This window comes from Pseudomonas sp. B6(2017), assembly GCF_002112765.1.
In the GTDB taxonomy this organism is placed as follows: Bacteria; Pseudomonadota; Gammaproteobacteria; order Pseudomonadales; family Pseudomonadaceae; genus Aquipseudomonas; species Aquipseudomonas piscis.
In genome coordinates, this window is sequence record NZ_NEIQ01000013.1 from 93159 (window position 1) to 118845 (window position 25687).

Annotated in this window: 20 protein-coding genes; 16 read left to right on the forward strand and 4 right to left on the reverse strand. The window is 65.7% G+C overall.

Translation table 11 applies throughout. The features are described from left to right. Position 1: 1 nt before the first annotated feature. The 6 genes from cobN (at position 2) to CAG11_RS22025 (ending at position 9207) form a co-directional block, all read left to right on the forward strand. Positions 2–3772 carry a cobaltochelatase subunit CobN gene (gene cobN, locus CAG11_RS22000; RefSeq protein WP_085597921.1) on the forward strand — a complete coding sequence of 1257 codons (3771 nt, stop codon included), beginning with the start codon at positions 2–4 and terminating at the stop codon, positions 3770–3772. 242 nt (positions 3773–4014) lie between these two features. Then, positions 4015–5025 carry an ATP-binding protein gene (locus CAG11_RS22005; RefSeq protein WP_085597922.1) on the forward strand — a complete coding sequence of 337 codons (1011 nt, stop codon included), beginning with the start codon at positions 4015–4017 and terminating at the stop codon, positions 5023–5025. A gap of 53 nt (positions 5026–5078) precedes the next feature. Then, positions 5079–5678: a VWA domain-containing protein gene (locus CAG11_RS22010; protein ID WP_085597923.1), complete on the forward strand. Its 600-nt coding sequence runs from the start codon at positions 5079–5081 to the stop codon at positions 5676–5678. 172 nt (positions 5679–5850) lie between these two features. Continuing rightward, positions 5851–7497, forward strand: a complete 1647-nt coding sequence (locus tag CAG11_RS22015; RefSeq protein ID WP_085597924.1) for a phospholipase D-like domain-containing protein — start codon at positions 5851–5853, stop codon at positions 7495–7497. A 134-nt stretch (positions 7498–7631) separates the two neighbouring features. After that, positions 7632–8603 (forward strand): cyclase family protein, encoded by a 972-nt coding sequence (locus tag CAG11_RS22020; RefSeq protein ID WP_085597925.1) that lies wholly within the window; start codon positions 7632–7634, stop codon positions 8601–8603. A gap of 85 nt (positions 8604–8688) precedes the next feature. Next, the gene (locus tag CAG11_RS22025) at positions 8689–9207 is read left to right on the forward strand and encodes a hypothetical protein (RefSeq protein WP_085597926.1); all 519 of its coding nucleotides are present in this window, start codon (positions 8689–8691) and stop codon (positions 9205–9207) included. Positions 9208–9211: 4 nt separating this feature from the next. Here the strand turns inward: CAG11_RS22025 and CAG11_RS22030 are convergent, their stop codons facing one another. Next, the gene (locus CAG11_RS22030; protein WP_085597927.1) at positions 9212–9784 is read right to left on the reverse strand and encodes a response regulator transcription factor; all 573 of its coding nucleotides are present in this window, start codon (positions 9782–9784) and stop codon (positions 9212–9214) included. Between the two features lie 144 nt (positions 9785–9928). Here CAG11_RS22030 and CAG11_RS22035 point away from each other — a divergent pair, with 144 nt between their 5' ends. The 10 genes from CAG11_RS22035 to CAG11_RS22080 all read left to right on the forward strand — a co-directional run bounded on the left by CAG11_RS22035 (position 9929) and on the right by CAG11_RS22080 (position 20637). Continuing rightward, entirely contained in the window at positions 9929–11107 is a 1179-nt protein-coding gene (locus CAG11_RS22035; RefSeq protein ID WP_085597928.1) for an acetyl-CoA acetyltransferase, read from the forward strand. Positions 11108–11109: 2 nt separating this feature from the next. After that, positions 11110–12648: a class I adenylate-forming enzyme family protein gene (locus CAG11_RS22040; protein ID WP_085597929.1), complete on the forward strand. Its 1539-nt coding sequence runs from the start codon at positions 11110–11112 to the stop codon at positions 12646–12648. A 44-nt stretch (positions 12649–12692) separates the two neighbouring features. Next, the gene (locus CAG11_RS22045) at positions 12693–14024 is read left to right on the forward strand and encodes an MFS transporter (RefSeq protein WP_085597930.1); all 1332 of its coding nucleotides are present in this window, start codon (positions 12693–12695) and stop codon (positions 14022–14024) included. Between the two features lie 140 nt (positions 14025–14164). Continuing rightward, the gene (locus tag CAG11_RS34370) at positions 14165–15376 is read left to right on the forward strand and encodes a PAAR domain-containing protein (RefSeq protein WP_085597931.1); all 1212 of its coding nucleotides are present in this window, start codon (positions 14165–14167) and stop codon (positions 15374–15376) included. Next, positions 15373–15834 (forward strand): hypothetical protein, encoded by a 462-nt coding sequence (locus tag CAG11_RS22055; protein ID WP_143494721.1) that lies wholly within the window; start codon positions 15373–15375, stop codon positions 15832–15834. The genes CAG11_RS34370 and CAG11_RS22055 overlap by 4 nt, the downstream gene beginning before the upstream one ends. 123 nt (positions 15835–15957) lie before the next feature. Continuing rightward, positions 15958–17016 (forward strand): helix-turn-helix domain-containing protein, encoded by a 1059-nt coding sequence (locus CAG11_RS22060; RefSeq protein ID WP_085597933.1) that lies wholly within the window; start codon positions 15958–15960, stop codon positions 17014–17016. 166 nt (positions 17017–17182) lie between these two features. Beyond that, positions 17183–17674 (forward strand): hypothetical protein, encoded by a 492-nt coding sequence (locus CAG11_RS22065; RefSeq protein WP_124421342.1) that lies wholly within the window; start codon positions 17183–17185, stop codon positions 17672–17674. 74 nt (positions 17675–17748) lie between these two features. Further along, positions 17749–18306 (forward strand): dihydrofolate reductase family protein, encoded by a 558-nt coding sequence (locus tag CAG11_RS22070; protein ID WP_085597934.1) that lies wholly within the window; start codon positions 17749–17751, stop codon positions 18304–18306. Further along, on the forward strand, positions 18299–18844 hold the full coding sequence (locus CAG11_RS22075) for a TetR/AcrR family transcriptional regulator (RefSeq protein WP_085597935.1): 546 nt from the start codon (positions 18299–18301) through the stop codon (positions 18842–18844). Before CAG11_RS22070 ends, CAG11_RS22075 begins: the two co-directional genes overlap by 8 nt. Before the next feature lie 176 nt (positions 18845–19020). Continuing rightward, the gene (locus CAG11_RS22080; RefSeq protein WP_085597936.1) at positions 19021–20637 is read left to right on the forward strand and encodes a serine hydrolase; all 1617 of its coding nucleotides are present in this window, start codon (positions 19021–19023) and stop codon (positions 20635–20637) included. Between the two features lie 317 nt (positions 20638–20954). Here the strand turns inward: CAG11_RS22080 and CAG11_RS22085 are convergent, their stop codons facing one another. The 3 genes from CAG11_RS22085 to CAG11_RS22095 form a co-directional block, all read right to left on the reverse strand. Then, on the reverse strand, positions 20955–21404 hold the full coding sequence (locus CAG11_RS22085) for a PTS sugar transporter subunit IIA (protein WP_085597937.1): 450 nt from the start codon (positions 21402–21404) through the stop codon (positions 20955–20957). A 284-nt stretch (positions 21405–21688) separates the two neighbouring features. Beyond that, positions 21689–22795 carry a cytochrome-c peroxidase gene (locus tag CAG11_RS22090; protein WP_085597938.1) on the reverse strand — a complete coding sequence of 369 codons (1107 nt, stop codon included), beginning with the start codon at positions 22793–22795 and terminating at the stop codon, positions 21689–21691. A 1-nt stretch (position 22796) separates the two neighbouring features. Continuing rightward, positions 22797–25514 carry a TonB-dependent receptor gene (locus tag CAG11_RS22095; RefSeq protein WP_177409162.1) on the reverse strand — a complete coding sequence of 906 codons (2718 nt, stop codon included), beginning with the start codon at positions 25512–25514 and terminating at the stop codon, positions 22797–22799. Positions 25515–25687: the final 173 nt, after the last annotated feature.

A 25687-nucleotide genomic window follows, 5' to 3' on the forward strand; every position in this document is an offset into this window, starting at 1 on the left:
CATGCACCTGCTCAGGACCCAGCCCGGCGGATTCGTGTCGGATGACAACATCGCCGACCTTGGACAAACCCCCGCCGAGCTGGTGATCCTGTGCAGCGGCGACTCCAGCCTGGCGCTGCTGGCCGAGGCCGCCGAGCAACTGCCAGCGGACTACCCCAGCTTTCGCCTGGCCAACCCGATGCAGGTGCAGAACCACGCCTCGGTGGACCTGTACGTCGACCAGGTGCTGCGCCATGCCAAGGTCATCCTGATTTCCCTGCACGGTGGCATCGCCTACTGGCGTTATGGCGTCGAGCAACTGGTGGAGCTGTCCCGACGCGGGGTGCAGCTGATCCTGGTGCCGGGGGACGACCGGCCCGACCCGGAGCTCAGCGACCTGAGCACGGTGTCGGCCGTGGAGCGCGACCGCCTGTGGCAGTTCCTGCGCCAGGGCGGGCGAGAAAATGCGTTGAATTTCTACCGCTGCCTGAGCGGCTTGCTGGGGCGCGACTACCCCTGGAGCGAACCGCAGGTGCTGCCGCGCACCGCGCTCTATCACCCGGCCAGGAGCCAGGCCAGCCTGGCGGATTGGCAGGCCCACTGGCAGCCCGGCCAGGCGGTGGCGGCGCTGCTGTTCTATCGCTCGCACTTGCAGGCGGCCAACACCGCATTCATCGACCTGTTCTGCCAGCGCCTTGCGGCTGCCGGTCTCAACCCCTTGCCGATCGCCGTGGCCAGCCTCAAGGAGCCTGGCTGCCTGGCGCAGGTGCAAGACTGGCTGGATGAGACCGGTGCGGGAGTGATCCTCAACACCACCGGTTTCGCCCAGTCCAGCCCCGAGGCGCCGCACCTGCGGCCGTTTCGCCGCGACATCCCGGTGATCCAGGCCATCTGCGCCCAGGATAACGAGCCGGGCTGGCAGGCCAGCGAACAGGGCCTGGGCCCACGGGACCTGGCCATGCACATCGCCTTGCCCGAACTGGATGGGCGCATCATCAGCCGGCCCATCAGCTTCAAGGACCTGGCCTGGCGCAGTGAGCGCAGCCAGTCGGACGTGGTCTGCTACCGCGGCCAGCCCGAGCGCATGGACTTCGTCGCCCGGCTGGCAAGCAACTGGGTCGAGCTGGGCCGCCTGGACAACCACCAGAAGCGCATCGCCCTGGTCCTGGCCAACTACCCGACCCGCGACGGGCGCATCGGCAACGGCGTGGGCCTGGATACCCCGGCGGCGGCGCTGAACATTCTCAAGGCCTTGCAGGCCGAGGGTTATCCGCTGCCTGGCGAGCTGCCGGCCAGCGGCACCGAGCTGATCCAGCAATTGCTCGGTGGCGTCAGCAACGATCTGGACAGCCTCGACCTGCGCCCTTGCCAGCAGAGCCTGGCCCTGGACGACTACCAGCGTCTGTTCCAGGCACTGCCCGAGGCCAACCGCCAAGCGGTGCTGGAGCGCTGGGGCGCCCCGGAGCAGGACCCGATGTTCCGCAACGGGCGGCTGATGGTCGCCGGCCTGCGCCTGGGCCTGACTTTCATCGGCATCCAGCCGGCCCGGGGTTACCAGGTCGACCCCAGCGCGGTGTACCACGACCCGGACCTGGTGCCGCCCCATGCCTACCTGGCGTTCTATTTCTGGCTGCGCCAGGTCTACGGCGCCCACGCAGTGATCCACGTCGGCAAGCACGGCAACCTCGAGTGGCTGCCGGGCAAGGGCGTCGGCCTGTCGGCCCAGTGCTGGCCGGACGCCTTGCTGGGGCCGCTGCCGAACATCTACCCGTTCATCGTCAACGACCCAGGGGAGGGTGCCCAGGCCAAGCGCCGGACCCAGGCGGTGATCATCGATCACCTGATGCCGCCCCTGACCCGCGCCGAAACCTATGGCCCGCTGCGTAACCTGGAGTTGTTGGCCGACGAGTATTACGAGGCCCAGTTGCTCGACCCGCGCCGCGCCCGGGAGCTGCAACGGGACATCTTGCGCCTGGTGCGCGAGACCCAGATCGACCGCGAGCTGCAACTGGACGGACCACTGGAAGGCGAAGCCGATGCGGCGCTCTGGCTGCCACGGCTGGACACCTACCTGTGCGATCTCAAGGAATCGCAGATCCGCGACGGCCTGCATGTGTTCGGCGAGTCGCCAGAAGGGCGCTTGCGCATCGATACGTTGCTGGCCCTGCTGCGCATCCCCCGGGGCGATGGCAAGGGCGCCCACGCCAGCCTGCTGCGGGCCCTGGCCAAGGCCTTCGAGCTGGGGTTCGACCCGCTGGACTGCGCCCTGGCCGAGCCCTGGACCGGGCGGCGGCCGCAGGCCCTGCAACAGCTCAGCGATGCCTTGTGGCGTACCGCCGGGGATGTGCGCGAGCGCCTGGAAATCTACGCCGGGCGCCTGATCGAGGCGGCCTTGCAAGGCCCGGTGGCGCAACTGGACGAAGCCGGCTGGGAGCCGGTGCGCAGCATCATCGAAGGCTTGCGCGAGGTAGTGGCGCCGCGCCTGGATGCCTGCGGGCCGGCGGAGATGCGCGGCCTGCTCGATGCCCTGCAAGGCCGCTTCGTGCCGGCTGGCCCCAGCGGCGCGCCCAGTCGCGGACGCCTGGACGTGTTGCCCACCGGGCGCAATTTCTATTCGGTGGATGTGCGCAACCTGCCCACCACCACTGCCTGGCGCATCGGCTTCCAGTCGGCCAACCTGATCCTCGAGCGCCACCTGCAGGATCACGGCGATCACCTGCTGCAACTGGGCTTGTCGGTCTGGGGCACGGCCACCATGCGCACCGGTGGCGACGATATCGCCCAGGCCATGGCGCTGATGGGCGTGCGGCCCGTCTGGGCCACCGGCAGCCAGCGGGTCGACGACTTCGAGATCCTGCCCCTGAGCCTGCTGGACCGGCCCCGGGTCGACGTGACCCTGCGGATTTCCGGGTTCTTCCGCGATGCCTTCGCCAACCTCATCCGCCTGTTCGACGCGGCGGTGCAGGCGGTGGCTGCCCTGGACGAGCCGGCCGACATGAACCCCCTGGCGGCCAGGGTCCGTGCCGAACGCGAAGCCTTGCAGGCTGGCGGCCTGGACCCGGAAGCAGCGGCGCGCCAGGCTGGCTGGCGGATCTTCGGGGCCAAGCCCGGGGCCTATGGCGCCGGGGTCCAGGGCGCCATCGACGGTCGGCTGTGGCAGAGCCGCGAGGACCTGGCCGAGGTCTACCTCAACTGGGGCGGCTACGCCTACGGCGGCAGCGATGAAGGCACCGCCGCCCGCGAGCAGTTCGCCGCTCGCCTGGGCCGGGTCCAGGCGGTGGTGCAGAACCAGGACAACCGCGAGCACGACCTGCTGGATTCCAACGACTACTACCAGTTCCAGGGCGGCATGCTGGCGGCGGTGGAAAGCCTGGGCGGGGCCAAGGTCGCCAGCTACCACGGCGATCACAGCCAGCCCGACCTGCCGAAGATCCGCAGCCTCAAGGAAGAGCTCAACCGGGTGATCCGTTCCCGGGCGGTGAACCCGAAATGGATCGAGGGGGTCAAGCGCCACGGTTACAAGGGGGCCTTCGAAATGGCCGCGACCCTGGACAACCTGTTCGCCTTCGATGCCACCACCGAACTGATCGACGACCATCAATACGCCTTGCTGGCCGATGCCTACCTGCTGGACGACTCGACCCGCGAGTTCGTTCGCCAGCATAATCCCCACGCCTTGCGCGATATGACCGAGCGTTTGCTGGAGGCCCAGCAGCGCGGCCTGTGGCAGGAGCCCGGAGCTTATCGCGAGGCCCTGGAGCATCTGCTGCTGGATATAGAAGAAGACTCCTGAGGGCACCTTAAAAAACTACCTGCGTTGTCATCGCCGCGTTAAAAACAGGCTGGTGCGCCAGCCCGGTCAAAATGCTCATTTACCCCTTGTAAACTGCGCTTTTTCACCTGTTTTTGCCTTGCACTGACTGCCTCGCCTACGTTTTTAAGAGGTGCCCTGAGGCGGTGAATGCTGCGCACTCGATCGCGAGCCGGCTCGCGAAATCGTCCTTCGGGACACCCAGACCCAAGCGAGAACCCCAGATGAGCGACACCCCGCATTTCCCCTTGTCGGCCGTGGTCGGCGCCGATGCCCTGAAGCTGGCCCTGTGCCTGACCGCCATCGACCCGAAGATCGGTGGCGTGTTGATCGAGGGGCCACGGGGCATGGCCAAGTCGACCCTGGCCCGGGGGCTGGCGGATTTGCTGGCCAGCGGGCAGTTCGTCACCTTGCCCCTGGGGGCCAGCGAAGAGCGGCTGGTGGGTACCCTGGACCTGGATGCAGCCCTGGGCGAGGGGCGGGCGCAGTTCTCCCCGGGCGTTCTGGCCAAGGCCGACGGCGGGGTGTTGTATGTCGATGAGGTCAACCTGCTGCCCGACCACTTGGTGGACTTGCTGCTGGACGTGGCGGCCAGTGGCACCAACCTCATCGAGCGCGATGGCATTTCCCATCGGCATTCGGCCAAGTTCGTGTTGATCGGCACCATGAACCCGGAGGAGGGCGAGTTGCGCCCGCAACTGCTGGACCGCTTCGGCCTCAACGTGGCCTTGAGCGGCCAGGTCCTGCCCCTGGAACGCGGGCAGATCATCCGTCGGCGCCTGGATTTCGACAGTGATCCGCAGGACTTCTGCAACCAATGGGCCCAGGCCCAGGCCGAACTGCGCCAGCGCTGCCAGCAGGCGCGGACGCTGCTGGAGCGTATCGCCCTGGATGACCAGGCCCTGGCGCAGATCACCGAGCGCTGTTTCGCCGCCGGGGTCGACGGCTTGCGTGCCGACCTGGTCTGGTTGCGGGCCGCCCGGGCCCATGCCGCCTGGCGTGGCGCTTCGGCCATCGCCGAGGAGGATATCGACGCGGTGGCGGAATTCGCCTTGCGCCATCGGCGCGGGCAGGCGCCCGCCGCACCGGCGCAGCAGCCCCAGTCGCCGGCACCGCAGCAGTCCGGGGCGCAGCGCGAGGCCAGCGAAGGCGCGGGCCAATGGGGTGACATGCCGGCCCAGGCACTGCCCACCGGCGCCCGGCGCGAGGTACCCAGCTGGCCAAAAAAGCCCTAGGCATCCGTTCCCGCTCTGGCCTGGGGGCGGATGCCAAGTCCCGGCCGGGGCGCCTGGGCCAGGGACGACAAGGCCGCAGCCGGGCGGCGAGTTGCGGTCGCATCAACTGGCCCGGCACCTTGCTCAAGGGCCGCCCACGCCTGGTCGAGGACCTGCTGTGGCAACTGCGCAGTCGCACGCCCCATGAGTTGTGGCTGGTGATCGTCGACGCCTCGGCCTCGACACGCCGGCACCATGCCCTGAGCGATGCCAAGGGCCTGCTGGCGCAACTGTTCGACGATGCCTACCGGCAACGGGCGCGCCTGGCCTTGCTCACCGCCAGCGGTCGGGCGCCCCGCTGGCGGGTCCAGGGGCTCAAGGCTTCCAAGGACCTGCGCCACTGGCTCGATGGCCTGGGCGCCGGCGGCGGTACGCCATTGCCCCAGGCCCTGGCCGAGGCCGGGCAGTGGCTGGAGCAGCGGCAACGGCGCTGGCCGGCGGAACAGCAGCGGGTGCTGCTGATCACCGATGGGCGCCTGAAGACCCTGCCGCCGGTCGACGCTCTGAACTGTCCGACCCTGTTGCTGGACATCGAGCGCAGCCCGATCCGCCTCGGTCGCGCCCGGGAGCTGGCCCAGCGCCTGGGTGCCGACTACCACCATATCGACCTGTAGCGCCCCAACCCCCGTGGCTCGTGCCGAGGCTGCGTACGGGCGCGCAGTGGCCGCAAGGCTTGGTAGCGCGATCTACCTGTTGCTCCAAGAGCGCTGTCCCAGGGCTCATATCGAGCCATGCACGGCCGGTAGCGGCAGCTACACTGCCTGCGCCAATCAGTGGAGCGATGCCATGCGGGTACTGGTGCACAACGACAAGGACGATTTTCGGGTCAAGGCCTACGCTGGCACCAATGGCGTGCTCCTGGCCATGGACCTGGATGCCAGTCGCCGCCAGGGCTTGCTGGGTTTCGCCATCGAGAAACAGACCGGCGACAAACCCTGGCTGTTCCTGTTCAACAGCCTGACCTTTCCCGGCAAGACCCACACCTTCCCCCAGTACAACGCCACGCCCAGCAACCAGGCGCCGTTGCAGAAATTCCGTTGGGCCGACTACGCCGTCCACCCCGGTGCCACCCTCAATTACCGGGTGTACCTGGTCTATGGCAGCGCCGCTGCGCCGCAATTGGGAGAAATGCTGCAACTTGGCATCACCACCGATAATGGCCTGCCTGCCGGGCAACGGGTGATCTTCAATCGGGCAGTGGCTGCCAGCCAGGCGTTCTCGCGCAAGTTTCCCGAGCTGGACGCTTGGCTCAGCGCCAACAAGAACCTGCCCATCGAAGCCTGGCCGGACGCGCCCCGGCAATGGCTGGAAAACGGCCTGCTGGGGCAGCTGCTGGGATTCATCCAGCGGGCCGCCGATGCCAGCTGGTGCCTGGATATCGCCATCTACGAGTACCAGTTGCCGGCCATTGTCGCTGCGGTCAATGCCGCTTTCGACCGGGGCGTGCAGGTGCGGGTGCTGTATCACGCAGGTCCCGGGGACGATGACACGGCGCAGAACCAGGCCAGCCTGCAGCACTTGCCCGAGGCTTGTAAGCGCGGGCGAGTGACCCACGCCATCTTCCACGACAAGTTCATCGTCCTCGGCCGCCTGGATGCCGGCGGGCAGCGCCAGGACATCGCGGTCCTGTGCGGCAGCACCAACTTCACCGCCAATGGCGTGTACCGCCAGGTCAACGTGGTGCACTGCCTGGACAACACGGACATCGCCAGCCGCTACCTGCAAGTGTTCGAGCAGATCTGGGCAGCGCCGGCGGATGTCGGTGCCACCCGCAAATGGTTGACCCAGCACAACCCCATGCAGCCTGCGGCAGCGCTGTTCGCCGGTTTCTCGCCGCGGACCGGGCAGGGCGACCTCGACGAGTTCGTGCGGATCATCAACGGCGCCCGCCGTGACTTGCTGTTCGTCACCGCCTTTGCCTTGCCCGACCGGATCCTCGATGCCTTGCTCGGCCAGCCCCACGACGACGTGCTGCGCTATGGCCTGCAGAACACCGCCAGCCGCATCACCGGTTTCCATGCCGACCGCACGGCGGAGTTCGCCGCTACAGCCTTGCTCAACAACGGCCTGGAAGGCTGGCTCAAGGAAGGCCTCAAGGGGCAGAAGGGCAACTTGCTGGTGCACACCAAGGCGGTGGTCACCGATTTCACCAGCGATGCGCCGGTGATCATCAGCGGCAGCCACAACCTCAGCGTCGGCGCCAGCCAGGGCAACGACGAGAACTTCCTGATCATCCGTGGCGATACCGACCTGGCGGACCGCTATGGCCTGGAACTGCTGCGGTTCTACGAGCACTACCGGTTCCGTTACTTCGCCCGGCAACTGGCGCTCAAGCAGGTCCAGCCCCTGGCCACCAACGATAGCTGGAGCGACGACTATTACCAGGAAGGCGACTTGCGCCAGCTCTCGCGCCTGCGTTTTTCCGGGCGTTGAGGTTGGGCAAAGGACCCCGGGCAGGCACGGCTCGGAGACTCTTGCGCTGGCAACACTTACCTTGCTCTGGACTGCGCTCGTTGTGTATAGAAGGCGTCCGGCTGTTCCAACCCAAGCTAAGGAGTGCAATCGATATGTGCGGGATCGACCACAACAACCAGCCCGATATCGCCAGGCTCCTCGAGGGACTGCCCAGGAACTGGGGCAAATGGGGGCCAGACGACGAGGTCGGCGCCCTCAACTACCTGCAGCAGGCCGAGGTGCTGCGTGGCGTTGCCGCGGTGCGCCAGGGCAAGACCTTCACCCTGCAGGTGCAGATCGGCCATCCGGGCGGCGATCCGATGTGGCCGGCGCGCAGCCCATCCATGCGCTTCAACACCCTGGACCGCAGTCACTACCAGGCCGGCAAGCAGCCCTCGATGGGCGGCGGTGCCGAGTATTGCGACGACGTGATCTTCATGCAGTTGCAGGGCTCGACCCAGTACGACGCCCTGGGCCATGCCTGGTACGACAACCAGTTGTGGAACGGCTACGACGCCAGCACCACGGTGGGTGGCATGGCCAAGGCCAGCGTGCTGCCGATCGCCGAACGCGGGATCGTGGGGCGTGCGGTACTGATCGACATGGCCCGCCACCGGGGCAAGAAGTACCTGGGCCGTGGCGAGACCTTCGATCACCGGGACCTGCTGGCCGCGGCCAAGGCCCAGGGCGTTGTCATCGAGAAGCGTGACATCCTGATCATCCGCACCGGCTCCATGGGTGCTTTCTATGAGTACGGCAAGACCGAGTTCTTCAAGGACCTGGTGGAGCCGGGGCTGACCTATAGCCGGGAGCTGGTGGAGTGGTTCGACCAGATGGAGATCCCCAACCTGGTGACCGATACCATCGCCAACGAGGTGATCACCGATCCGGCGTCGGGGGTGCAGATCCCGCTGCATTGCGCACTGATGCGCAACCTGGGCATCGCCTTCACCGAGATCGTGCTGCTCGAGGACCTGGCCGAGGACTGCGCGGCCGATGGCCAGTGGACTTTCCTCTACACCGCAGCGCCGTTGAAGATCGTCGGCGGCAGCGGCGCCCCGGTGAACCCGGTGGTGATCAAGTAGCGCCAGCCAGGGTGCTGGAGTCCGGGCGGCCAAGGGTTTACCCTGCCGCGCGTTTTCCACCACCGATATGGACCTTCGACCTGCCATGAGCGATACCTGCCCGCCAGACTGTGCCCATTGTTCTCCCGACGTCGATCATGAAACCGCCCACCGCGCCGTGCTCGATGCCTTGCAAGTCATGGGAGCCCACCCCGAGGCCGACGAGGACCGGATCGTCGAGCTGCTGCAAGAACGGGGCTATTCGCCGATCATTGCCGAAAAGCTCAATGCCTTCGTGCCCGCGGCCCTGAGCTGGCCCATGCTCAAGCGCCTGGGGGTGGCATCCTTCGTCGGGCATTTCATCGTCTATGACGACAACGACGAAGAGGTACAGGTACCGGTTGCCAGCCAGCATTACTTCACCGCCGCGCTGACCCTGGCCTACTGGACCGTCGAGCAGGGCTTCACCGCCGAGTTGCCCAGCAGCACTTACCAGCTGGTCGCCGGCCGCAGCGCCGAGATGGATGCCGTGAACCAGATCCTGCACGAGGGTGGCAGTGTGCAGGGGGCCACGGTCGGCCCGTTGCAATTGCTGCGCATCAGTGCCAGCCAGATGCTGGCCTAGCTCCTCAACCGATGAAGATGATCTTCGACACCAGCTCCGCACTGTTCTTGGCCTGAAGTTTCTTCATCAGCCGGGCGCGGTGCACTTCCACGGTGCGATGGGAGATGCCCAGCCTGCGCGCCACCTCCTTGCAGGTCAGGCCGTTGACGATATGCAGGGATATCTCTCGTTCGCGCGGGGTCAGTCGGATCGACGGCGCCGGCTGGCGGTCCAGGCGCTCGAAGTGCCAGACCATCAGTTCGAACGGGTCCAGCGGGGTCAGGGAGAACCCCTGGGCCCGGGCCCAGAACACCTCGCCATTGCGATGCTGCATGAAGCGTTCGTCGCTGTAGGAGTCGCTGGGGCCGCTGCGCAGCCAGTGTTCGCTGCGTTCGCCAATGCTCTGGTAGTCGGCGTGCGAGGGGTACAGCAGCAGGGTCAGGTGGTCGCGCAGGTGCTCGCGTTCATAACCGAACAGGCGGACGAAGGCCTGGTTGCAGTCGAGTATCCGTCGGTGCCCGGTGATCAACTGCGGTGCGGGGGAAACCTGGAACGCCAGGCGCTCGAGGTCCTGGAATCGCTGGGTATGTAGGGTCATTGGGCATCCTGCCTCGAGATGGTCGGCGTACTTGCCAGGAGGCGGGCACTACTTACAGGAGTAGGTAGTTGCCCCAACTAGCTTGGGATTCGGGCGCTGGATCATTCTATGGAATCCCCGCTTCAAGGACAGAAGAAAATCACCATGACCCACGATTCCGTATCCATCGTCGCTGCCGCCCACAGTCCTTTCGGTCGCCTGGACGGCCTGAACCTCGAAGACCTGATCGTCAAGGTCACGCGCGAAGCCCTGGCGGACGCTGCGATCGATGCAGCCGAGATCGACGCACTGTTTCTCGGCCACTTCAACTCCGGCCTGGTGTCCGATGGTTTTCCCGCCTCGCTGATGCTCCAGGCCGATCCCCAACTGCGCTTCAAGCCTGCCACCCGTTGCGAGAACGCCTGTGCTTCCGGTTCGGCGGCGATCCAGGCCGGGATCAACGCGATCCGCAGTGGCGCCGCCGAACTGGTGCTGGTGGTGGGCGCGGAGAAAATGACCAGCAACAGCACCGCCGAGGTCACCCGGGCCCTGGCTGGCGCCGGCTACCAGAACGATACGCGGGAGGCCGGCCTGAGCTTCGCCCAGTTGTTCGGCCAGGTGGCGCAGCAGTACACCGAGCGCTACCACAGCCCGCTGGCCTCGATGGCGGCGATCGCGGTGAAGAACCACGCCAACGCCATGGCCAACCCCCTGGCGCAGATGCACCGGTTGATGGATTTCGAGCACTGCAACAGCGTCTCCCAGAGCAACCCGCTGATCGCGCCACCGCTGCGCCTGACCGACTGCTCGCTGATCAGCGACGGCGCGGCGGCGATCGTCCTGGCCTCGTCCCATCGCGCCCGCTCGATGCGGCGCCAGGTAGCGATCCGCGCCATGGTCCAGGTCAACGACCTGCTGCCCATGGCCAGCCGCGACGTGCTGGCCTTCGAAGGCCCGCAGCGGGCGATCCATGGTGCGCTGCGTGAGTCCGGGGTGACCCTGGGCGACCTGAGCTTCGCCGAGGTCCACGACTGCTTCACCATCGCTGAACTGCTGATCTACGAGGCCATGGGCCTGGCGCCCAAGGGCGAGGGGCACCGCGCCATCGACGACGGCATCGTGCGCCAGGGCGGACGCCTGCCGGTGAACCTGTCCGGCGGGCTCAAGGCCAAGGGACACCCGGTGGGGGCCACCGGGGTATCGATGCATGCCCTGGGCTTTGCCCAGCTGGTCGGCGAGCCCATTGGCCTGGGCGTGCCCGGCGCCGAATTCGGCCTGCTGTTCAACATGGGCGGCATGGCCGTGGCCAACTATGCCAGCGTGCTGCAAGCGGTCAGGACCTGAGGATGAATATCGCCCAATGGCTGCTCGATGCGGCCCAGCGCTGGCCGCAGCGCGCGGCGCTGTTCGAGGGTAGCCGGCAGGTTGCCGACTACCAGGCGTTTGCCGCCAGGGCCCGCGACCGGGCCCTGGAGCTGCGCCAACAGCATGGCATCGTCCCCGGCGAACGGGTGGCGCTGCTGTTGAAGAACAGCTGCGCCTATCTCGAACTGCTGTACGCCATCTGGTGGAGCGGGGCGGTGGCGGTGCCGATCAACCACAAGCTGCACGCCCTGGAGGCCGCCTGGATCGCCGGTAATGCAGGGGCGCGGTTGATCTACACCGACGACGGCCGGGTCTTCGACGGTACGGCGCTGCCAGAGGGCTGTCGCGAACTGGCGGTAGCGGCGGCCATGCCTGGGGAGGCGGCAGGTGCCGAGCTCCTGGAGCCCTGCCCGCGACAGGACAGCGACCTGGCCTGGCTGTTCTATACCTCCGGCACCACCGGGCGCTCCAAGGGGGTGATGCTGTCCCACGGCAACCTGCTGGCCATGTCCCTGTGCTACCCGCTGGATGTCGACCCGGTCTCGGCGGACGACGCGGTGGTCTATGCCGCGCCGCTGTCCCATGGCGCCGGGTTGTACAACTTCATCCACGTACGCTGTGGCGCCCGGCACGTGGTGCCGGCGTCCCGGGGCTTCCAGGCACAGGAGCTGTTCGAGCTGGCGCAAGAGCTGGGACAGGTCAGCCTGTTCGCCGCGCCGACCATGGTCAAGCGCATGGTGGAGCAGGCGCGGCAGCAGGGTTATGCCGGACAGGGAATCAAGACCATTGTCTACGGCGGCGGCCCGATGTACCTGGCGGACCTGACCGCGGCCCTGGATACCTTCGGCCCACGACTGGTGCAGATATACGGCCAGGGCGAATGCCCGATGACCATCACTGCCTTGTCCCGGGAGACCATCGCCGACCGTGACCAGGCCGCCTGGCCGGCCATCGCCGCTTCGGTCGGGCGGGCCCAGGCCTGCGTCGAAGTGCAGGTCCTGGATGCTTCGGGCCAGCCCCTGGCGCCCGGCGAACCGGGAGAAATCGCCGTGCGCGGGGCGCCGGTGATGCAGGGCTACTGGAACAATCCGCAAGCCACCCAGGCGGCCCTGGTGGACGGTTGGCTGCGTACCGGCGATGTGGGTTTCCTCGATGGGCAGGGCTACCTGACCCTGACCGACCGCTGCAAGGACGTGATCATTTCCGGTGGCAGCAACATCTACCCGCGGGAAGTCGAGGAAGTGCTGATGCAGCACCCCGGCGTGTTCGAGGTCTGCGTGGTGGGCGAGGCCGACGCCGAGTGGGGCGAGTCTGTGGTGGCCTTCGTGGTCGCACGCTCATCGGCGAGCCTCGATGAGCAGGCCCTCGGCCAGTGGTTCGTGGAGCGCATGGCCTCATTCAAGAAGCCGCGCAAGTACCTGTTCTGCGCCGAGCTGCCGAAGAACAGCTACGGCAAGATCCTCAAGACCCGCCTGCGCCAGTGGCTCAAGGACCCTGCACAGGCACTGGCCGAGCTCTGACACAACTTTTTTCCATGGATAGCACCACGACAGGAGTCCCCGACATGGGCGTGCCACCTTCCAACTCCCGGCGCCAGCGGCGCCGGGCCTTCATCGGCGCCACTTCCGGCCACTTGATCGAGTGGTACGACTACGGCGTCTACGGTTTCCTGGCCCTGTACATCGGCAAGGCCTTCTTTGTCTCCGACGACCCCACCAGCAGCCTGCTGGCGAGCTTCGCCGCCTTTGCCCTGAGTTTCTTCATCCGGCCCCTGGGCGGCCTGTGCTTCGGTCCACTGGCCGACAAGATCGGCCGGCGCAAGACCCTGATCACCGTGCTGGTGCTGATGTCCGCTTCCACCTGCCTGCTGGGCTTGCTGCCGACCTACGCCAGCATCGGTATCGCCGCGCCGATCCTCCTGATCCTGATCCGCTGCGTGCAGGGCTTCTCCGCCGGGGGCGAGATCGGCACCATCACCAGCTTCATTTCCGAGTACGCCGGCCCGGGCCGCCGGGGTTTCGCCACCTGCTGGCTGATGGTCACCGCCGTGCTCGGGCTGTTGCTGGGCGGTGCCGTGGCCAATGGCATGACCTGGACCCTGGGCGCCGAGGTGATGCAGGACTGGGGCTGGCGCATCCCGTTCGTGATCGCCGGGCCCTTGGGCGTGATCTCGCTGTACATCCGCCTGAAGCTGGAGGACAGCCCGGAGTTCCTGGCCCTGGTCGAAGCGGGGCAGACGTCCAAGGCGCCGCTGCGCGAGGTCTGGCAGTGGAAGCGGGCCATCGCCCTGGTGTTCTTCATCATCACCCTGCACAGCTCGATCTTCTACCTGGTGCTGACGTTCGCCTCGACCTACATGTCCAACACCTTGAAGTTCGACAGCGGCACCACCTTGCTCTACGTGTTCGTCGCCAGCCTTGCAGCGGCGCTGGTGATGCCTTTCGGCGGCGCCTTCACCGACCGCTACGGTCGCAAGCCGTTCCTGATGGTGATCGGCGTGCTGGCGACCCTGGCCATGTACTGGTTCTTCAAGGCCGCGCCCACGGCGACCCCGGCTACGCTGTTCTGGCCGTTGATGGCGGTGGCGATCCTGTTCGGGTTGTATGCCTCCTCGACCTACGCGCTGATGAGCGAGTTGCTGCCGACGCGCGTCCGTTCCACCGGCATCGCGGTGGCCTACAACATCCCGGTGGCGGCGTTCGGCGGCAGTGCACCGCTGATTTCCACCTGGCTGATCAAGCTCACCGGCGACATCAGTGCGCCCTGGTACTTCTACGTGGCGACCGGGGTCGCTTCGCTGCTGGCCCTGGTGATCCTGCGCCAGGAAGACTTCGTCGCCTGTACCCACGATGCCCGCGAACAGCCGCGGCCGGCTTCTCGATTGCTGGCCAATTGAGGATATTGCCCACGGTTTTGCCAACTACTGCTTGAACTCACTCCGTGCCGGCATGCCCGAGGCGCAAATACTACTAGGCTCTGGCGAGGCTCATATCCCGGGCCTTCAAGGCGATTCAGCAAGGGAGGGGGATAGACGCAATGGACGCATTGGCCGCAGCACGCCTTGGCGATGAAATCGCCCACGGTTTCGGGGTCGCGGCCATGGTCGCCGGGGCCGTGGCCGGGGCCGTGATCGGCGCGGCGATCATCGCCGCCACGGCGGCCACCGGTGGGGTGGCCGCGGTGATTCTCGCTGGTGCGATCGCCGCGGGCGGCCTGTCGATGTTCCAGATCGTCAAGGGCCTGAGCACCATCTTCAACCTGCCCGAGCCCACCACGGGGGTGCTGGTGGAGGGCAGCTTCAATGTCTATATCAACCAGCGCCAGGCAATGCGCGCCGGCCAGGACAGTTCATCCTCGTGCAGTGGCCTGCCGTTCAACCATCCGCCCTGGCCGTTTCCGGTCCTGATCGCCGAAGGCAGCGCCAAGGTCACCATCAACGGCAAGCCCGCCGCGCGCCTGCAAAGCAAGATGGTCTGTGGCGCGCATATCAAGAGCGGCAGCCAGAACACCCTGATCGGTGGTCCGAGCGTGCAGGTGGAGTTTGTCTTCGACCTCGAGAGCTGGATGCATACCGGCTTGGAGCTGCTGGGGCTGGGGGCGTTGATCGGAGCTGGGGTCCTGGCGGCTTTCGCCGGTCTTGCGGCCTTTGCCGGATTCGCCGCGCTGACCGGTGCGGGATTCCTCGGCATGGCCTTGCTGGGCGATCTGGGCGACCGCCTCGGGCCAGGTTACCGCGACCTGTTGCAAGGCGCGGCGGGCATGCTTTTGCTGGGGCTGGGGCCGAAGATGGCCGGGGGCAAGCGGCCGCCACCGCCTGCGGAAGCCTCGGTGTATCACGTCACTGACAGTCCGAAGAAGATCGACGGCGTGCTCAGCGGCATCGATCCGAAGTACCTCAACCCCAACAGCCGTTTCGGTGCGGCCTTCTACGTCGGTGAGAGCCCCAGCACACCCTTGGCAGAAATGGCTCACCACGGCGTCAAGCCGACCCACGGGATTCGTTTCAACGTCGATGCCAGCAAGGCCAAGGTCCTGGACCTCACCGATCCGGCGATCGCCAAGGAGTGGGGCTACAACGGTGGCCCCATCACCTCCAAGACCCAACAGATCGGCATGGACGCCAAGGACCAGGGTTACAATGTGATCCGCTTCGGTTCCGAGCGCGACCCTGGCGGGGTCAACCAGGCGGTGCTGGATAATTTCAACGAAATCCTTTCTCCCCAGATAGTCACTCCGGTAGAACCATGAAGTTTTATTTGTATACCTACGTTTGCGCCGACTGCGGCCACCGCTTCAAGGCTCCCGAGGTCATGCCCGGCAGTTATGGCGAATTCCTGATGCGCAGCATCAACGGTGAGACGGTATGGCTCGATGGGCCGAACGACGAAACCTATAGCGAGGTCGATGGGTTGCTGGAGCAGTTGCTGCAAGGGCAGGGCGTCAGTTCCACGCGCCGTGCTGACCTGCTGCGCCGGGTGTTCGGCGTGGCCTGCGATCCCGATTCCAAGGGCCAGTCCTTCAGCCTGCTGATCAAGCCCAGGTGCGGCCAGTGTGCCAGCGTGAACATGGATTACTGGGAGGGCACCGAGCCGCCGGAGTACGTCGATTGCGATTTTGCGCCGGTGCAGCATCGCCAGTGGCGGCAGTTGAGCCAGGCACAGAAGCTCGACCTGCTGCGCCAGATGTTGCCGGCGCCCAGGCCCTAGGCCGGCGCCACAGGCCGTACGTCGCGACCAGTCGGCAAGGGCCGCGGTCCTGGTTTATGGTGTGCGACGGCGCTGGACCCGCCCGGGTCCGGCAGCCTGAGCCTCCAGCCAGGGACAGCGGCCTTGAACCCCCATCTTTTTCATTTCTCCAGCCAGGCCTATCCGCCGGCGCAACGCTTCGAAGTGTGGCGCGACGAGGTCAACGCGATCTTCCAGATCGGTATCGAGCAGGCGCTGGCGCCGCGCTTCAACTACCAGTTGAGCACCGGCTACGCGGGCTCGATCCTGATCGGTTGCGGCTCCTGGGTCGGGGCTGGCGAGCCGGTAGCCTATGGTGTCCGCCGCCCGCAGCAGATGATTCGCCGCGATGGCCTGGACCACCTGTACCTCTGCCTGGGATTGAACCATTCGTTGCACGGCATGGCTGGCCGGACCCCATTGCAGGCCGGGCCTTCGAGCATCTATGTGCTGGACCTGGCCCGGGAGCTGGACTCGCAGATCATTGCAGGCGACACGGTGATCCTGACCCTGGCCCGGGACCTGCTGAGCCCACGCATCCGCGCCGCCAACCTGCATGGCAGCCTGGTCCGGGGCCCCTTGGGCAGCCTGCTGGGTGACTACCTGCGTAGCTTGCGCCGGCAACTGCCGTCGTTCCATGGTGAAGAACTGGCCGCCGTCGAGCAGGCGACCCTGGCCATGGTCAGTGCCGCGTTGGCGCCCAGTGCCCAGAGCCTGGCGGAGGCCGAGGGACCGATCAATCGCACGTTGTTGCAGCGGGTGCGGCGGTTCATCGAGGCGCACCTGCGCTCGGCCGAGCTGAGCCCGCAGTTGATCTGTCGCGAGGTGGGTATTTCCCGGGCCCAGTTGTACCGGCTGTTCGCCGAGGAGTCGGGCGTGGTCGCCTATATCCAGCAGTGCCGCCTGGACCGGGTGCGGCGGATCCTGGAAAGCCCCCTTGGCGCCAACCAGCGTATCTCGGCCCTGGCCTTCGACCATGGCTTCAAGAGTGAATCGCACTTCAGCCGGGTGTTTCGCCAGGCCTTCGGCTATTCACCCCGGGATGCCCGCGACCGGCGCTCGGCCACGCTACCTGCCAAGGCTGGAGCCGTGAGCGTCGAAGGTCCGGGATCGCTGCTTGAAGTACTTGATCGACTCGACACCCAGGTGCGTTTGAGACGCTGAGCACAGTGTTGGAGACCCACAGGACAATCGGCGCCGAGGGCCGCTGATAGCATCTTTTTCGCCCATTCCCCAGGCCGGGCCGCGCCGTGCGGCCGACCGCGAAAGGAATCCCCTAGGTGAGCCGTTCATGGGACATGAAGGCTCCTGGATACGTGAAGAGGATGTTATGAAACTTCGACTGATGTGCATCGCCACCCTGGCCCTGGTCTCTGCATGCAATGGCAATGGCGGCCTGAATATCCCTGGCATGGCCCAGGGCACCGGACCCCAGGCGCAGATCTACGATGCATCGTTCGCCAAGCGCAACTTCGTGGTCGGCAAGACTTCGCTGGACGATGTGCAACGCCTGTGCGGCGATACCCCGGAAAAGCGCTATGCCTCCGATGGCAGCGAGTACTGGACCTACCGCAGCGATGTGAACAGCGGCGGCTATGCACCCGGACGCTCGACCATGCAGCAGATGCTCGCCAAGGCCTGGAGCCATGTGCCGTCCAATGAGGTGACCGGCGCCGCGGCCAACGAATACAACCTGGCCACGGGGGGCAATGGAGTGGTGGCCGGCATGACCAACCAGCTCATGGGCAAGCCCACTGGCCCGGCGCACATGCTGCAGTTGTACTTCAAGCAAGGCGTGTTGCAGTCCTACAGCTTGAATTGAAGTCGCTGCTTGCCAGGCTGCCCCGGGAATGAATTATCATACGCTGTATGTTTATTCTCCAGAGGCACCGCGACATGGCATTCGGCAAGGTATTCATCGCCACTTCGGTGGACGGCTTCATCGCCCGCGACGACGGCAGCATCGACTGGCTGCCGCCTGGTGAACCCGGGGAAGACCATGGTTATGCGGCCTTCATCGACTCGGTGGATGGCATCGTCATGGGGCGCAGCACCTACGACACGGTGCTGGGGTTCGAGCCCTGGCCGTTCACCAAGCCGGTGGTGGTGATGAGCCGCACCCTGGGGCCCGCCGATGTGCCGGCGCACCTGGCCGATCGGGTGCGCATCAGTGGCGCCGAACCGGTGCAACTGGTGGCGCAGTTGCAGGCCGAGGGCTGGCGCCAGGCCTATATCGATGGCGGTACGCTGATCCGGGCTTTTCTCCGGGCGGGACTGATCGGCGAGATGGTCCTGACCCGGGTGCCGGTGCTGATCGGCAGTGGCCGGCCGCTGTTCGGTTCCCTGGAGCAGGACCTGCGCCTGCACTGCCTCGATACCCGGCAATACGCCAATGGCCTGGTCAGCAGCCGCTACCGCGTGCAATCCCCATCGCGGGGCGATCTTCATGACTGAGGTACGCAAGCGCAGCGGGCGCCCGGCTGCCGGCCGGGCCCTGACCCTGGACCAGGTGCTGGACTGCGCTCTGGTACTGCTCGAGGAGCTGGGCCCCCAAGGCTTCGGGATCCGCGCCCTGGCCCGGCAACTGGACATCACCCCGATGTCGGTGGCTTACCACGTGGGCGACCAGCAGCAATTGCTGCGCCTGCTGGTGGAGCGGGTGCATGGCGTGCCGCTGCCCGAGCCGGCGGCGCAGGCCGCGCCGATGGAGCGGGTCCGATGGATGCTCGGGCACTACATGGACCGGGTGCGCCTGCACCCGGCGCTGACGTTGTGTGTCCTCGGCGATCCGCAGCTTTTCGGCGGCTCGCTGGCAGCCTTCAGCGACCAACTGCGTGTTGAAGTGCAGCGCTTCGACGCCGAGCCCGAGCTACTGTTCGATCTGCTGGTGGACTACACCCACGGCCACGCCCTGGCGCTGGCCTTGGCCGGGGAGGGCGCGCCACCGCTTGCCGGGGCCTTCGAGGCCGGCCTGCGGCGCCTGTTGCGCTGAGGCCCAGGCGCTACCGGGAGTGGCCGTTCCTGGCGCCGATGCCTGGCCTGCGCATCGATGCACTCTTCTTCACAGAAAATCACTGACTTGCGACAGATTGCAACGGATGCCCTGGGGATACTGGCCAGGCTCCGAAGGAGCATGAAGGACCGTCACGTGAGAAGAGGAAGACATCCATGCGTTCAATGCTTGCAACCTTGTTGCTCTCCCTGGGGAGCACGACGCTGGCCAATGCCGCGGCGACCCCGGCGTTTGACCAGGTGTTCCGCGATTTGAAGCCGGACCAGCCCGGCTGCGCCGCGGGGGTCATGCGTGATGGCAAGGTTATCTGGAGTGCCGGTTACGGCATTGCCAACCTGCAGACCGGTGCGCCGATCAAGACCGATACTCTCTTCAACCTGGCCTCGGTGTCCAAGCAGTTCACCGCCTTCGCCATTCTCCAGCTCGAGGCCCAGGGGCGCCTGAGCCTGGACGATTCGGTCCGGCGTTTTATCCCCGAGTTGCCGGTATACGCCCAGGACATCAAGATCCGCCACCTGCTGCACCACACCTCAGGGCTACAGGACTACATGTTCCTGGCCGAGCTGGCCGGCATCGGCTACTCCCAGCGCTTCACCCAGCAGCAGGCGCTGCAGATGCTGTTCAAGCAGAACACCGCGATGTTCCCGTCCGGGGTCGAGTTCAGCTACAGCAACAGCGGCTACATGCTGCTGTCCAGCATCGTCGAGCGGGTTTCGGGCATGTCGCTGAAGAACTTCTCCCAGGCCCATATCTTCAAGCCCCTGGGCATGACCCGCACGAGCATCGTCGACCAGTACCCGCTGCAATTGCCGAACCTGGCCGAGAGCTACGAGCAGGACCCCAAGACCAAGGCCTACACGTTCGCGGATGTGCGCTGGGAGCAGACCGGCGATGGCCAGGTGCACAGCACCGTGGTGGATGTGATGCGCTGGATGCGCAATTTGTCCACGGGCAAGGTCGGGGGCCCGGCCCTGCTGCAGAAGATGCGCCAGACCGAACCGCTGGCCGACGGCGACCCCGGCTACTACGCCATGGGCGTCGGCCTCTCGCGTTATCGCAGGTTCGATGAGGTGTCCCACAGCGGTGGCTGGGCAGGCTACAACACCCATGTGGCCTGGTACCCGAAGATGGAGCTGGCCACCGTGGTGCTGTGCAATTCGCCGGTCCCGGATGCTTCGGCGCGTGGCTATGCGCTGATGGACGCGGTGCTGGGCTCGCCCAATCCGTCCCCGGGCCACGATATCCCGCCGCCAGTACCCAGCATCAGGGCCGTTCCACCGGCTCCGTTGAACGCCCTGGTGGCCGGTACCTACCTCGACGACTCGGGGCATCAATTCCAGCTGCAACGCAGCGACAACAGTTTCACCCTCAATACCTTCCCCGACACGCTGGCGTTGTCCCGACTGAGCGAGCACCTGATGGCGGCCGATAACGACGGCTCGCCGATCTACCTGGCTGCGACTTCGGGAGCGCGCATCGTGTCCACCAACCCGGCCTCGACCTACACCCTGGCCGCCCCCTGGAAGCCCCAGGATATCCAGCGGTATGTGGGGATCTACAAGTTGCAGACCTCATCCGGGCAGCTCAAGGTCTACCCCAAGCAAGGCAAGCTCTACATTCGCATCGGCAAGCACACCTATCCCATGCAGCCGCTGGCGGCAGAGCGATTCAGCGCCCAGGACCTGGGGGTGATCCGCTTCGAGCAGGATGGCCAGGTGCTGACCAGCAGCCTGGCGCGCAACCTGCGGTTCGTGCGCGCCAAGGCCAAGTGATCCTGGGTATTGCCTGCCGGCGCATCCCCTGGATGCGCCGGCTGCGCACCAGCAGCCAGAGCAGGTAGAAGCCGCCCACCTGGGTTTCGTATTCCGTTCCGGCGTCAGTCAGTTGCTTGAATAGGCGACGCTTGGAAAACGGCTCGGGTTTGCCATCTCGGTGGCCTGGTGTCCGGGCAAGGGGCCGCCCTGAAACTGCGCCACCACCTGTTGCGGCGCCATGGAGGTGGTTTCATCGCCGCGCCGGGCTGTTCGGCAAGCGCTATAGCGCCAGCATCTTCATGGAGCGCTGCAGGAACAGGGCCGAGGCCGGACGGTTACCAGCGGTCGAACAGCTGCTTGACCTGGCGCGCCTCACGGCAGTCGTGCAGGGCCTGGCGGAAGCGCTGGTCGGCGAACAGCCGGGCGGTTTCGGCCAAGAGATCCAGGTGCGACTGCTCGGCAGGGGCCGGTACCAGCAGCACCAGGATGTCGCGCACCGGCTGCTGGTCGGGGGCGGCAAAGGCCATGGGCGCCTGGGGGCGCAGATACAGGACGTGGATCGCGTCCAGTTCCTCCAGCCGCGCATGGGGCAGGGCCACGCCCGCGCCGATGGCGGTACTGCCGGCCTCCTCGCGACGGGCCAGGCTCGCGGCCACCCAGTCGCCCGGCAACTGCCAGGTATGTTGCATATGCTGGCCGATCTGCTGGAACAACCGGTGCTTGTTCGACGGATTGACGGCAAGGAGGATGTCCTTCTCCTGCAGGTGCATGGCCAAGTTACCCATGGGCTTCTCCAGGACAGGCGGGCGCCAGCGGCCCGGCTCAGCTTCCATTCAAGCGTATTCACGGCCGGCTGGCAGCCAGGGTGCGGCAGTCTTTACGAAGTTTTTAGGTCCCCGAGTTGCTGGCACCTTTCCGATCCCGGTAAACAAGTAATCCAGGTATCAACGTGCTATGGGAGAAGCGGTGGTTCTCTTGAACCATGTCAGCGCTACCTGAAAGCGTTCATCAGGCATCGATAGCCCTATCCTGCACACAGCATTTGCACACCCCAAGTTCTTTGTGATTTTCACAGGGCCTCCAGGAACGCCTTCAGCGCCTTCAGTTCGACCCGGTCCAGTCCCAGAACCTCGAATTGCGCCGACGTCACGGGAAACAGAGGGTCCTGCAATTGCGCACCCTTGGGCACGGGCACGGGCCTGGGCATGCCTGCGTTGTAGAACAACAGCACCTGATCGAGGCTGCTGGCCAGCCCATTGTGAAACCAGGGGCCGGTATGGCTCACGAGTCGCAGTGATGGTGTGCGAAAGCGCCCGACATCTTGCGCCAGCCCGGTGACCTCATAGCGGCCGAGGTCTTCGCGGCGACGTCCATAGAAGGTCAGGCCGGCATTGTGGAAGCGGTTGTCCTGCAGTGCCGGACCGAAGTGGCAATTCATGCAGCGGGCCTTGGTGCGAAACAGGTGTAGGCCTTGTAACTGCTGGTCACTGAGCGCCTTCGCCTGCCCCCGCAGAAAACGCTCGAAGGGGGTACGTTGGGCAACCCGCAGCAGATCGCGCTGGTAAGTCGCCAGTGCCGCCGCCACCTGCTCGGCACCCAACGCCTGTCCGGGAAAGGCCTTGGCGAATTGCGCCGGATAGTCCGTGCTGTCTCGCAGCCGGGCCACCAGTTGCGTGACGCTGAAAGCCATCTCCTTCGGGTCGACGACCGGCATCAGGGCCTGCATCTCCAGGCTGGCGGCGCGCCCATCCCAGAACAGATGCTCGGCCAGGCCGCTGGCCACCAGGCTCGGCGCATTGCGCCGGCCCGCTGCACGGTCATGCCCGAAGGAAACGCGACGCCCATCGGCGAATGCCAGGTCCGGCTCATGGCAAGAGGCGCAGGCAATCTGCCCCGAGCGCGACAGGCGCGGGTCGAAGAACAGCTGGCGGCCCAGATCGGCCTTCTGCTGCGTGTAGGGGTTGTGCTCCGGCGACGGCGCACGCTCGGGCAAGGGGCCCAGCTCTTGCCAGGCCACGCCGGCATCCACCTGGGGCGCCGGCCACTGCGCGAAGGGGCGGCTGTACGCCTCGCGCAGGCACGCCACTTCGCTCAGTGCGCAGGCCAGCCCTGGCTCCGATTCAATCACCAGCAGGATGCCGATCAAGGCCACAAGACTCTTCAGGTGGCGGCGCATTTCAGAACGCGTACCCGACTTCGAGCCAGTACTGGCGGCCCACCTCATAGGTCGAGACCGAGTTGCTGTTGATCGTCTGGTTGGCATTGACCGACTTCTTGTCGAGCACGTTGAACACGTCGACATTGATGAACACCGTCTGGTCCCTGGCGGTGGGAATACGCCAGCCCAGGCGGGTGTCCCAGGTCAGCGCGGCCTGGAACTTCTGTTCTTCCCAGACATCCACCGAGGTCCCCATGTAGTCCACATTGCGCCCCGTGTCGCCAATGCGCTTGTAGCCGGCGCGATAGCGCCAGAAGTTGCTCCACTGCAGGTTGGCTTGGGGGATCTCGGTGATGGTTGTCAGGCGGGCCGTCCAGGGCCGGTTGAAGTTGCTGGCAGGCCGGTCGTCATAGTTGATGAAGCTGCCTTGGTACTGGATGACGTTGTTCTGGTAGTACAGGTTTTCAGCGGCGACGTAGGTCGGCGCCGAGGCCTTGCTGTCGGTCCAGTTGAGCGCCAGCTGCCCCCCGGTCTGGGTGCCCAGCAGTGTCCAGCGCTGCAACGGCGTGACCGTCAGGGTGTAGGTGTCGGTCTCGCTCTTGCCGTCGTTGGTGTAGGTGGTGTAGTTGCTCGCCAGCGCCGGGTCTGTGGACGGCTCGCCCAAGGTCCTGCCGGATACCTGCACCACCTGGTCGCGGCCCTTGCGATTGACATACTTGAGCGCGTATTCGATCCCGGCCCATTGCTGCACCACGCCCAGCATCAGTTCATCGTCGTAGGGGATGTCCAGCTGATTGAAACGCACCTGGTTGGCGGCGTTGGACTTGACCACCCAGGGCTTGTCCAGGCTGTCGCGGGTTTCGTTGAAGCGCAGGCGGTTGCGCCCGTCCTGCAGTTGCCAACTGCTGACGCTGCGCCCGTAGTAACGGTTGACGCCGGCATTGAGCAGGGTAGTGCGGTCACCGAACAGGTCATATTCGAGGGAGAAGCGCGGCGCCCAGGTGGTCTTGTCCATGTAGTCGTCGGTGTCCATGCGCACGCCCGGGCGCAAGGTCAGTGGGCCGATGGTGATCTCGTCCTGCAACCAGCTGCCCCAGGAGGTCGTGGTGAAGTCGAATTCGCCGGTGGCGTAGCGGGTACGGCTTTTCATGTATTGCCCCGCCCAGCCGTTCAGGGTCTGGCCCATGTTGCAGGCGACGTTGTCGGTAACCCCGGCGCTGTTGGTGCAGGTTTTGGTGGCCGCGGGAGCAACATAGGTGCTGCTATCGGTCAGGCGCTCATAGCGCACGTACTGGCGGGAGAATTCGAAGCCGGTTTGCGGGCGATGAGTCATGCCCAGCCAGTTGACGCTGCGCCAGTCGGCATTGAGCTTGTATTGCCAGGTACGTTGTTGCTGCTCGATATCTCCCCAACCGCCTTCAAGGGTATTGGCGGTGGCCTTGTTGCCGATGCCCCAGTCCTTGGTGCTCGATTTGCGCCAGGTCCAGTAGTCGGCCGAATCCGACTGGCGGCTCTGTTCCTGGCCGCTCCACGCCAGGTTCTGTTCGACCCGCGCCAGGTCGCCATCCCAGATGGTGCGCAGGTTCAGTTGGGTGCCGCCGGCCTTGTTGTCGTAACCCGAGTTGGCCACGTTGGCGCGAAAGTAGTGACTCTCCTCAGGCGCATGGGTCACGCTGGTCTCGACGGTGAGTTGGTCGCTGGCCCGCCAGACCGACTTGAGGAAGTAGTTGTCGATGCGCCGTTGCTGCTTCTCCTCGTGAAAGCCCATTTCCTCGACGTTGTTATAGGAGTAGAAACCCAGCGGGATCGTCGAGCGCTTCTGGCTGAAGCTGCCGAGCAGGCCGAAATTGTCGGTCAGGTGGCCCTGCAGCGTGCCGCGAATGGTGACCTTGTCGAACTTGGGCTGCTCGTCGGGGGAGCCGGAGTTCTCCATGCGCTGTTCTTCGCTTTCGTCGATGTGATATTTGGTCCAGGCGGAGCGGGTGGTCTGCACCGAGAACTTGCCGTGCAGCGCCTGGGACGGCGCACGGGTTTGTGCATCGATGACGCCGCCGTTGAAGCCGCCATAGGCTGCCGGGACGTTGCTGTCCAGGACCGTGATGTTCTCCAGCAGGTCGGTGTCCAGGGCCAGGCCCTGGCTGCGCCCCGGCACCGCGTCCAGCAATTGCACCCGGTCTTCTGCCGGATCGATGTCGTTGTTCATGTTGATGCCATCGATCAGGAAGGCATTCTGGTAGAACTGCGCGCCGTTGATGCTGATGTTGGCCGGGCTGATTTCGCCAGGGGTCTTGCTGCTGAGCTGGGCGTCGTCGAACTGCACGTTGGGATGGCTGCGCAACAGGCTGGTGATGTCGCCATTGCCGGCCGGCATCGCTTCGATCGTCGCGCGGTCTATACGGGTTTCCCCCTGGGGCAGCGTCCACTCGCCGGGGACCTTGGTGTTGCCCAGGCGCACCGGGTCTGCGCGCCGGTGGGTCGCACGTTGCACCATCAGCGCGTCGTCACTGAGGTAAATCCACTCCAGATGACTGCCCTTGAGCAGTTTCGCCAGCGCCTGATCGGCGCTCAGCTCGCCCTGCACCGCGGGAGCGGTCAGGTTGAGCAGCAATTGGCTCTCGACGCTGATCTGCAGGCCGGTCTGCTGTGCCAGCGCCATCAGTGCCGTACCTAGCGGCTGGCGGGCGATGTCGATGCTATGCCGGGCCCGCTGGTCACCGGCCAGTACCGGCAAGGACATCGCCAGTCCTACCGACAGCAATAATAGGCGCGCGCTGCGTCGGCAACCGTGAAGACCTTCTAGGTGGCGAATGGACATGCTCTGGTGAACTCCCCGCTTGGTGCGAATGATCCGCATTTGTTAATGAGAATATTTACTATTAACTGGACGGGGCAATAAACGAACGGCGATCG

Bases quoted from the DNA above. Each gene is read 5' to 3' on its own strand.
- cobN (WP_085597921.1), top strand. From the start codon at position 2: ATGCACCTGCTCAGGACCCAGCCCGGCGGATTCGTGTCGGATGACAAC.
- CAG11_RS22005 (WP_085597922.1), top strand. From the start codon at position 4,015: ATGAGCGACACCCCGCATTTCCCCTTGTCGGCCGTGGTCGGCGCCGAT.
- CAG11_RS22015 (WP_085597924.1), top strand. From the start codon at position 5,851: ATGCGGGTACTGGTGCACAACGACAAGGACGATTTTCGGGTCAAGGCC.
- CAG11_RS22020 (WP_085597925.1), top strand. From the start codon at position 7,632: ATGTGCGGGATCGACCACAACAACCAGCCCGATATCGCCAGGCTCCTC.
- CAG11_RS22025 (WP_085597926.1), top strand. From the start codon at position 8,689: ATGAGCGATACCTGCCCGCCAGACTGTGCCCATTGTTCTCCCGACGTC.
- CAG11_RS22030 (WP_085597927.1), bottom strand. From the start codon at position 9,784: ATGACCCTACATACCCAGCGATTCCAGGACCTCGAGCGCCTGGCGTTC.
- CAG11_RS22035 (WP_085597928.1), top strand. From the start codon at position 9,929: ATGACCCACGATTCCGTATCCATCGTCGCTGCCGCCCACAGTCCTTTC.
- CAG11_RS22040 (WP_085597929.1), top strand. From the start codon at position 11,110: ATGAATATCGCCCAATGGCTGCTCGATGCGGCCCAGCGCTGGCCGCAG.
- CAG11_RS22045 (WP_085597930.1), top strand. From the start codon at position 12,693: ATGGGCGTGCCACCTTCCAACTCCCGGCGCCAGCGGCGCCGGGCCTTC.
- CAG11_RS34370 (WP_085597931.1), top strand. From the start codon at position 14,165: ATGGACGCATTGGCCGCAGCACGCCTTGGCGATGAAATCGCCCACGGT.
- CAG11_RS22055 (WP_143494721.1), top strand. From the start codon at position 15,373: ATGAAGTTTTATTTGTATACCTACGTTTGCGCCGACTGCGGCCACCGC.
- CAG11_RS22065 (WP_124421342.1), top strand. From the start codon at position 17,183: ATGAAACTTCGACTGATGTGCATCGCCACCCTGGCCCTGGTCTCTGCA.
- CAG11_RS22070 (WP_085597934.1), top strand. From the start codon at position 17,749: ATGGCATTCGGCAAGGTATTCATCGCCACTTCGGTGGACGGCTTCATC.
- CAG11_RS22075 (WP_085597935.1), top strand. From the start codon at position 18,299: ATGACTGAGGTACGCAAGCGCAGCGGGCGCCCGGCTGCCGGCCGGGCC.
- CAG11_RS22080 (WP_085597936.1), top strand. From the start codon at position 19,021: ATGCGTTCAATGCTTGCAACCTTGTTGCTCTCCCTGGGGAGCACGACG.
- CAG11_RS22085 (WP_085597937.1), bottom strand. From the start codon at position 21,404: ATGGGTAACTTGGCCATGCACCTGCAGGAGAAGGACATCCTCCTTGCC.
- CAG11_RS22090 (WP_085597938.1), bottom strand. From the start codon at position 22,795: ATGCGCCGCCACCTGAAGAGTCTTGTGGCCTTGATCGGCATCCTGCTG.
- CAG11_RS22095 (WP_177409162.1), bottom strand. From the start codon at position 25,514: ATGTCCTTGCCGGTACTGGCCGGTGACCAGCGGGCCCGGCATAGCATC.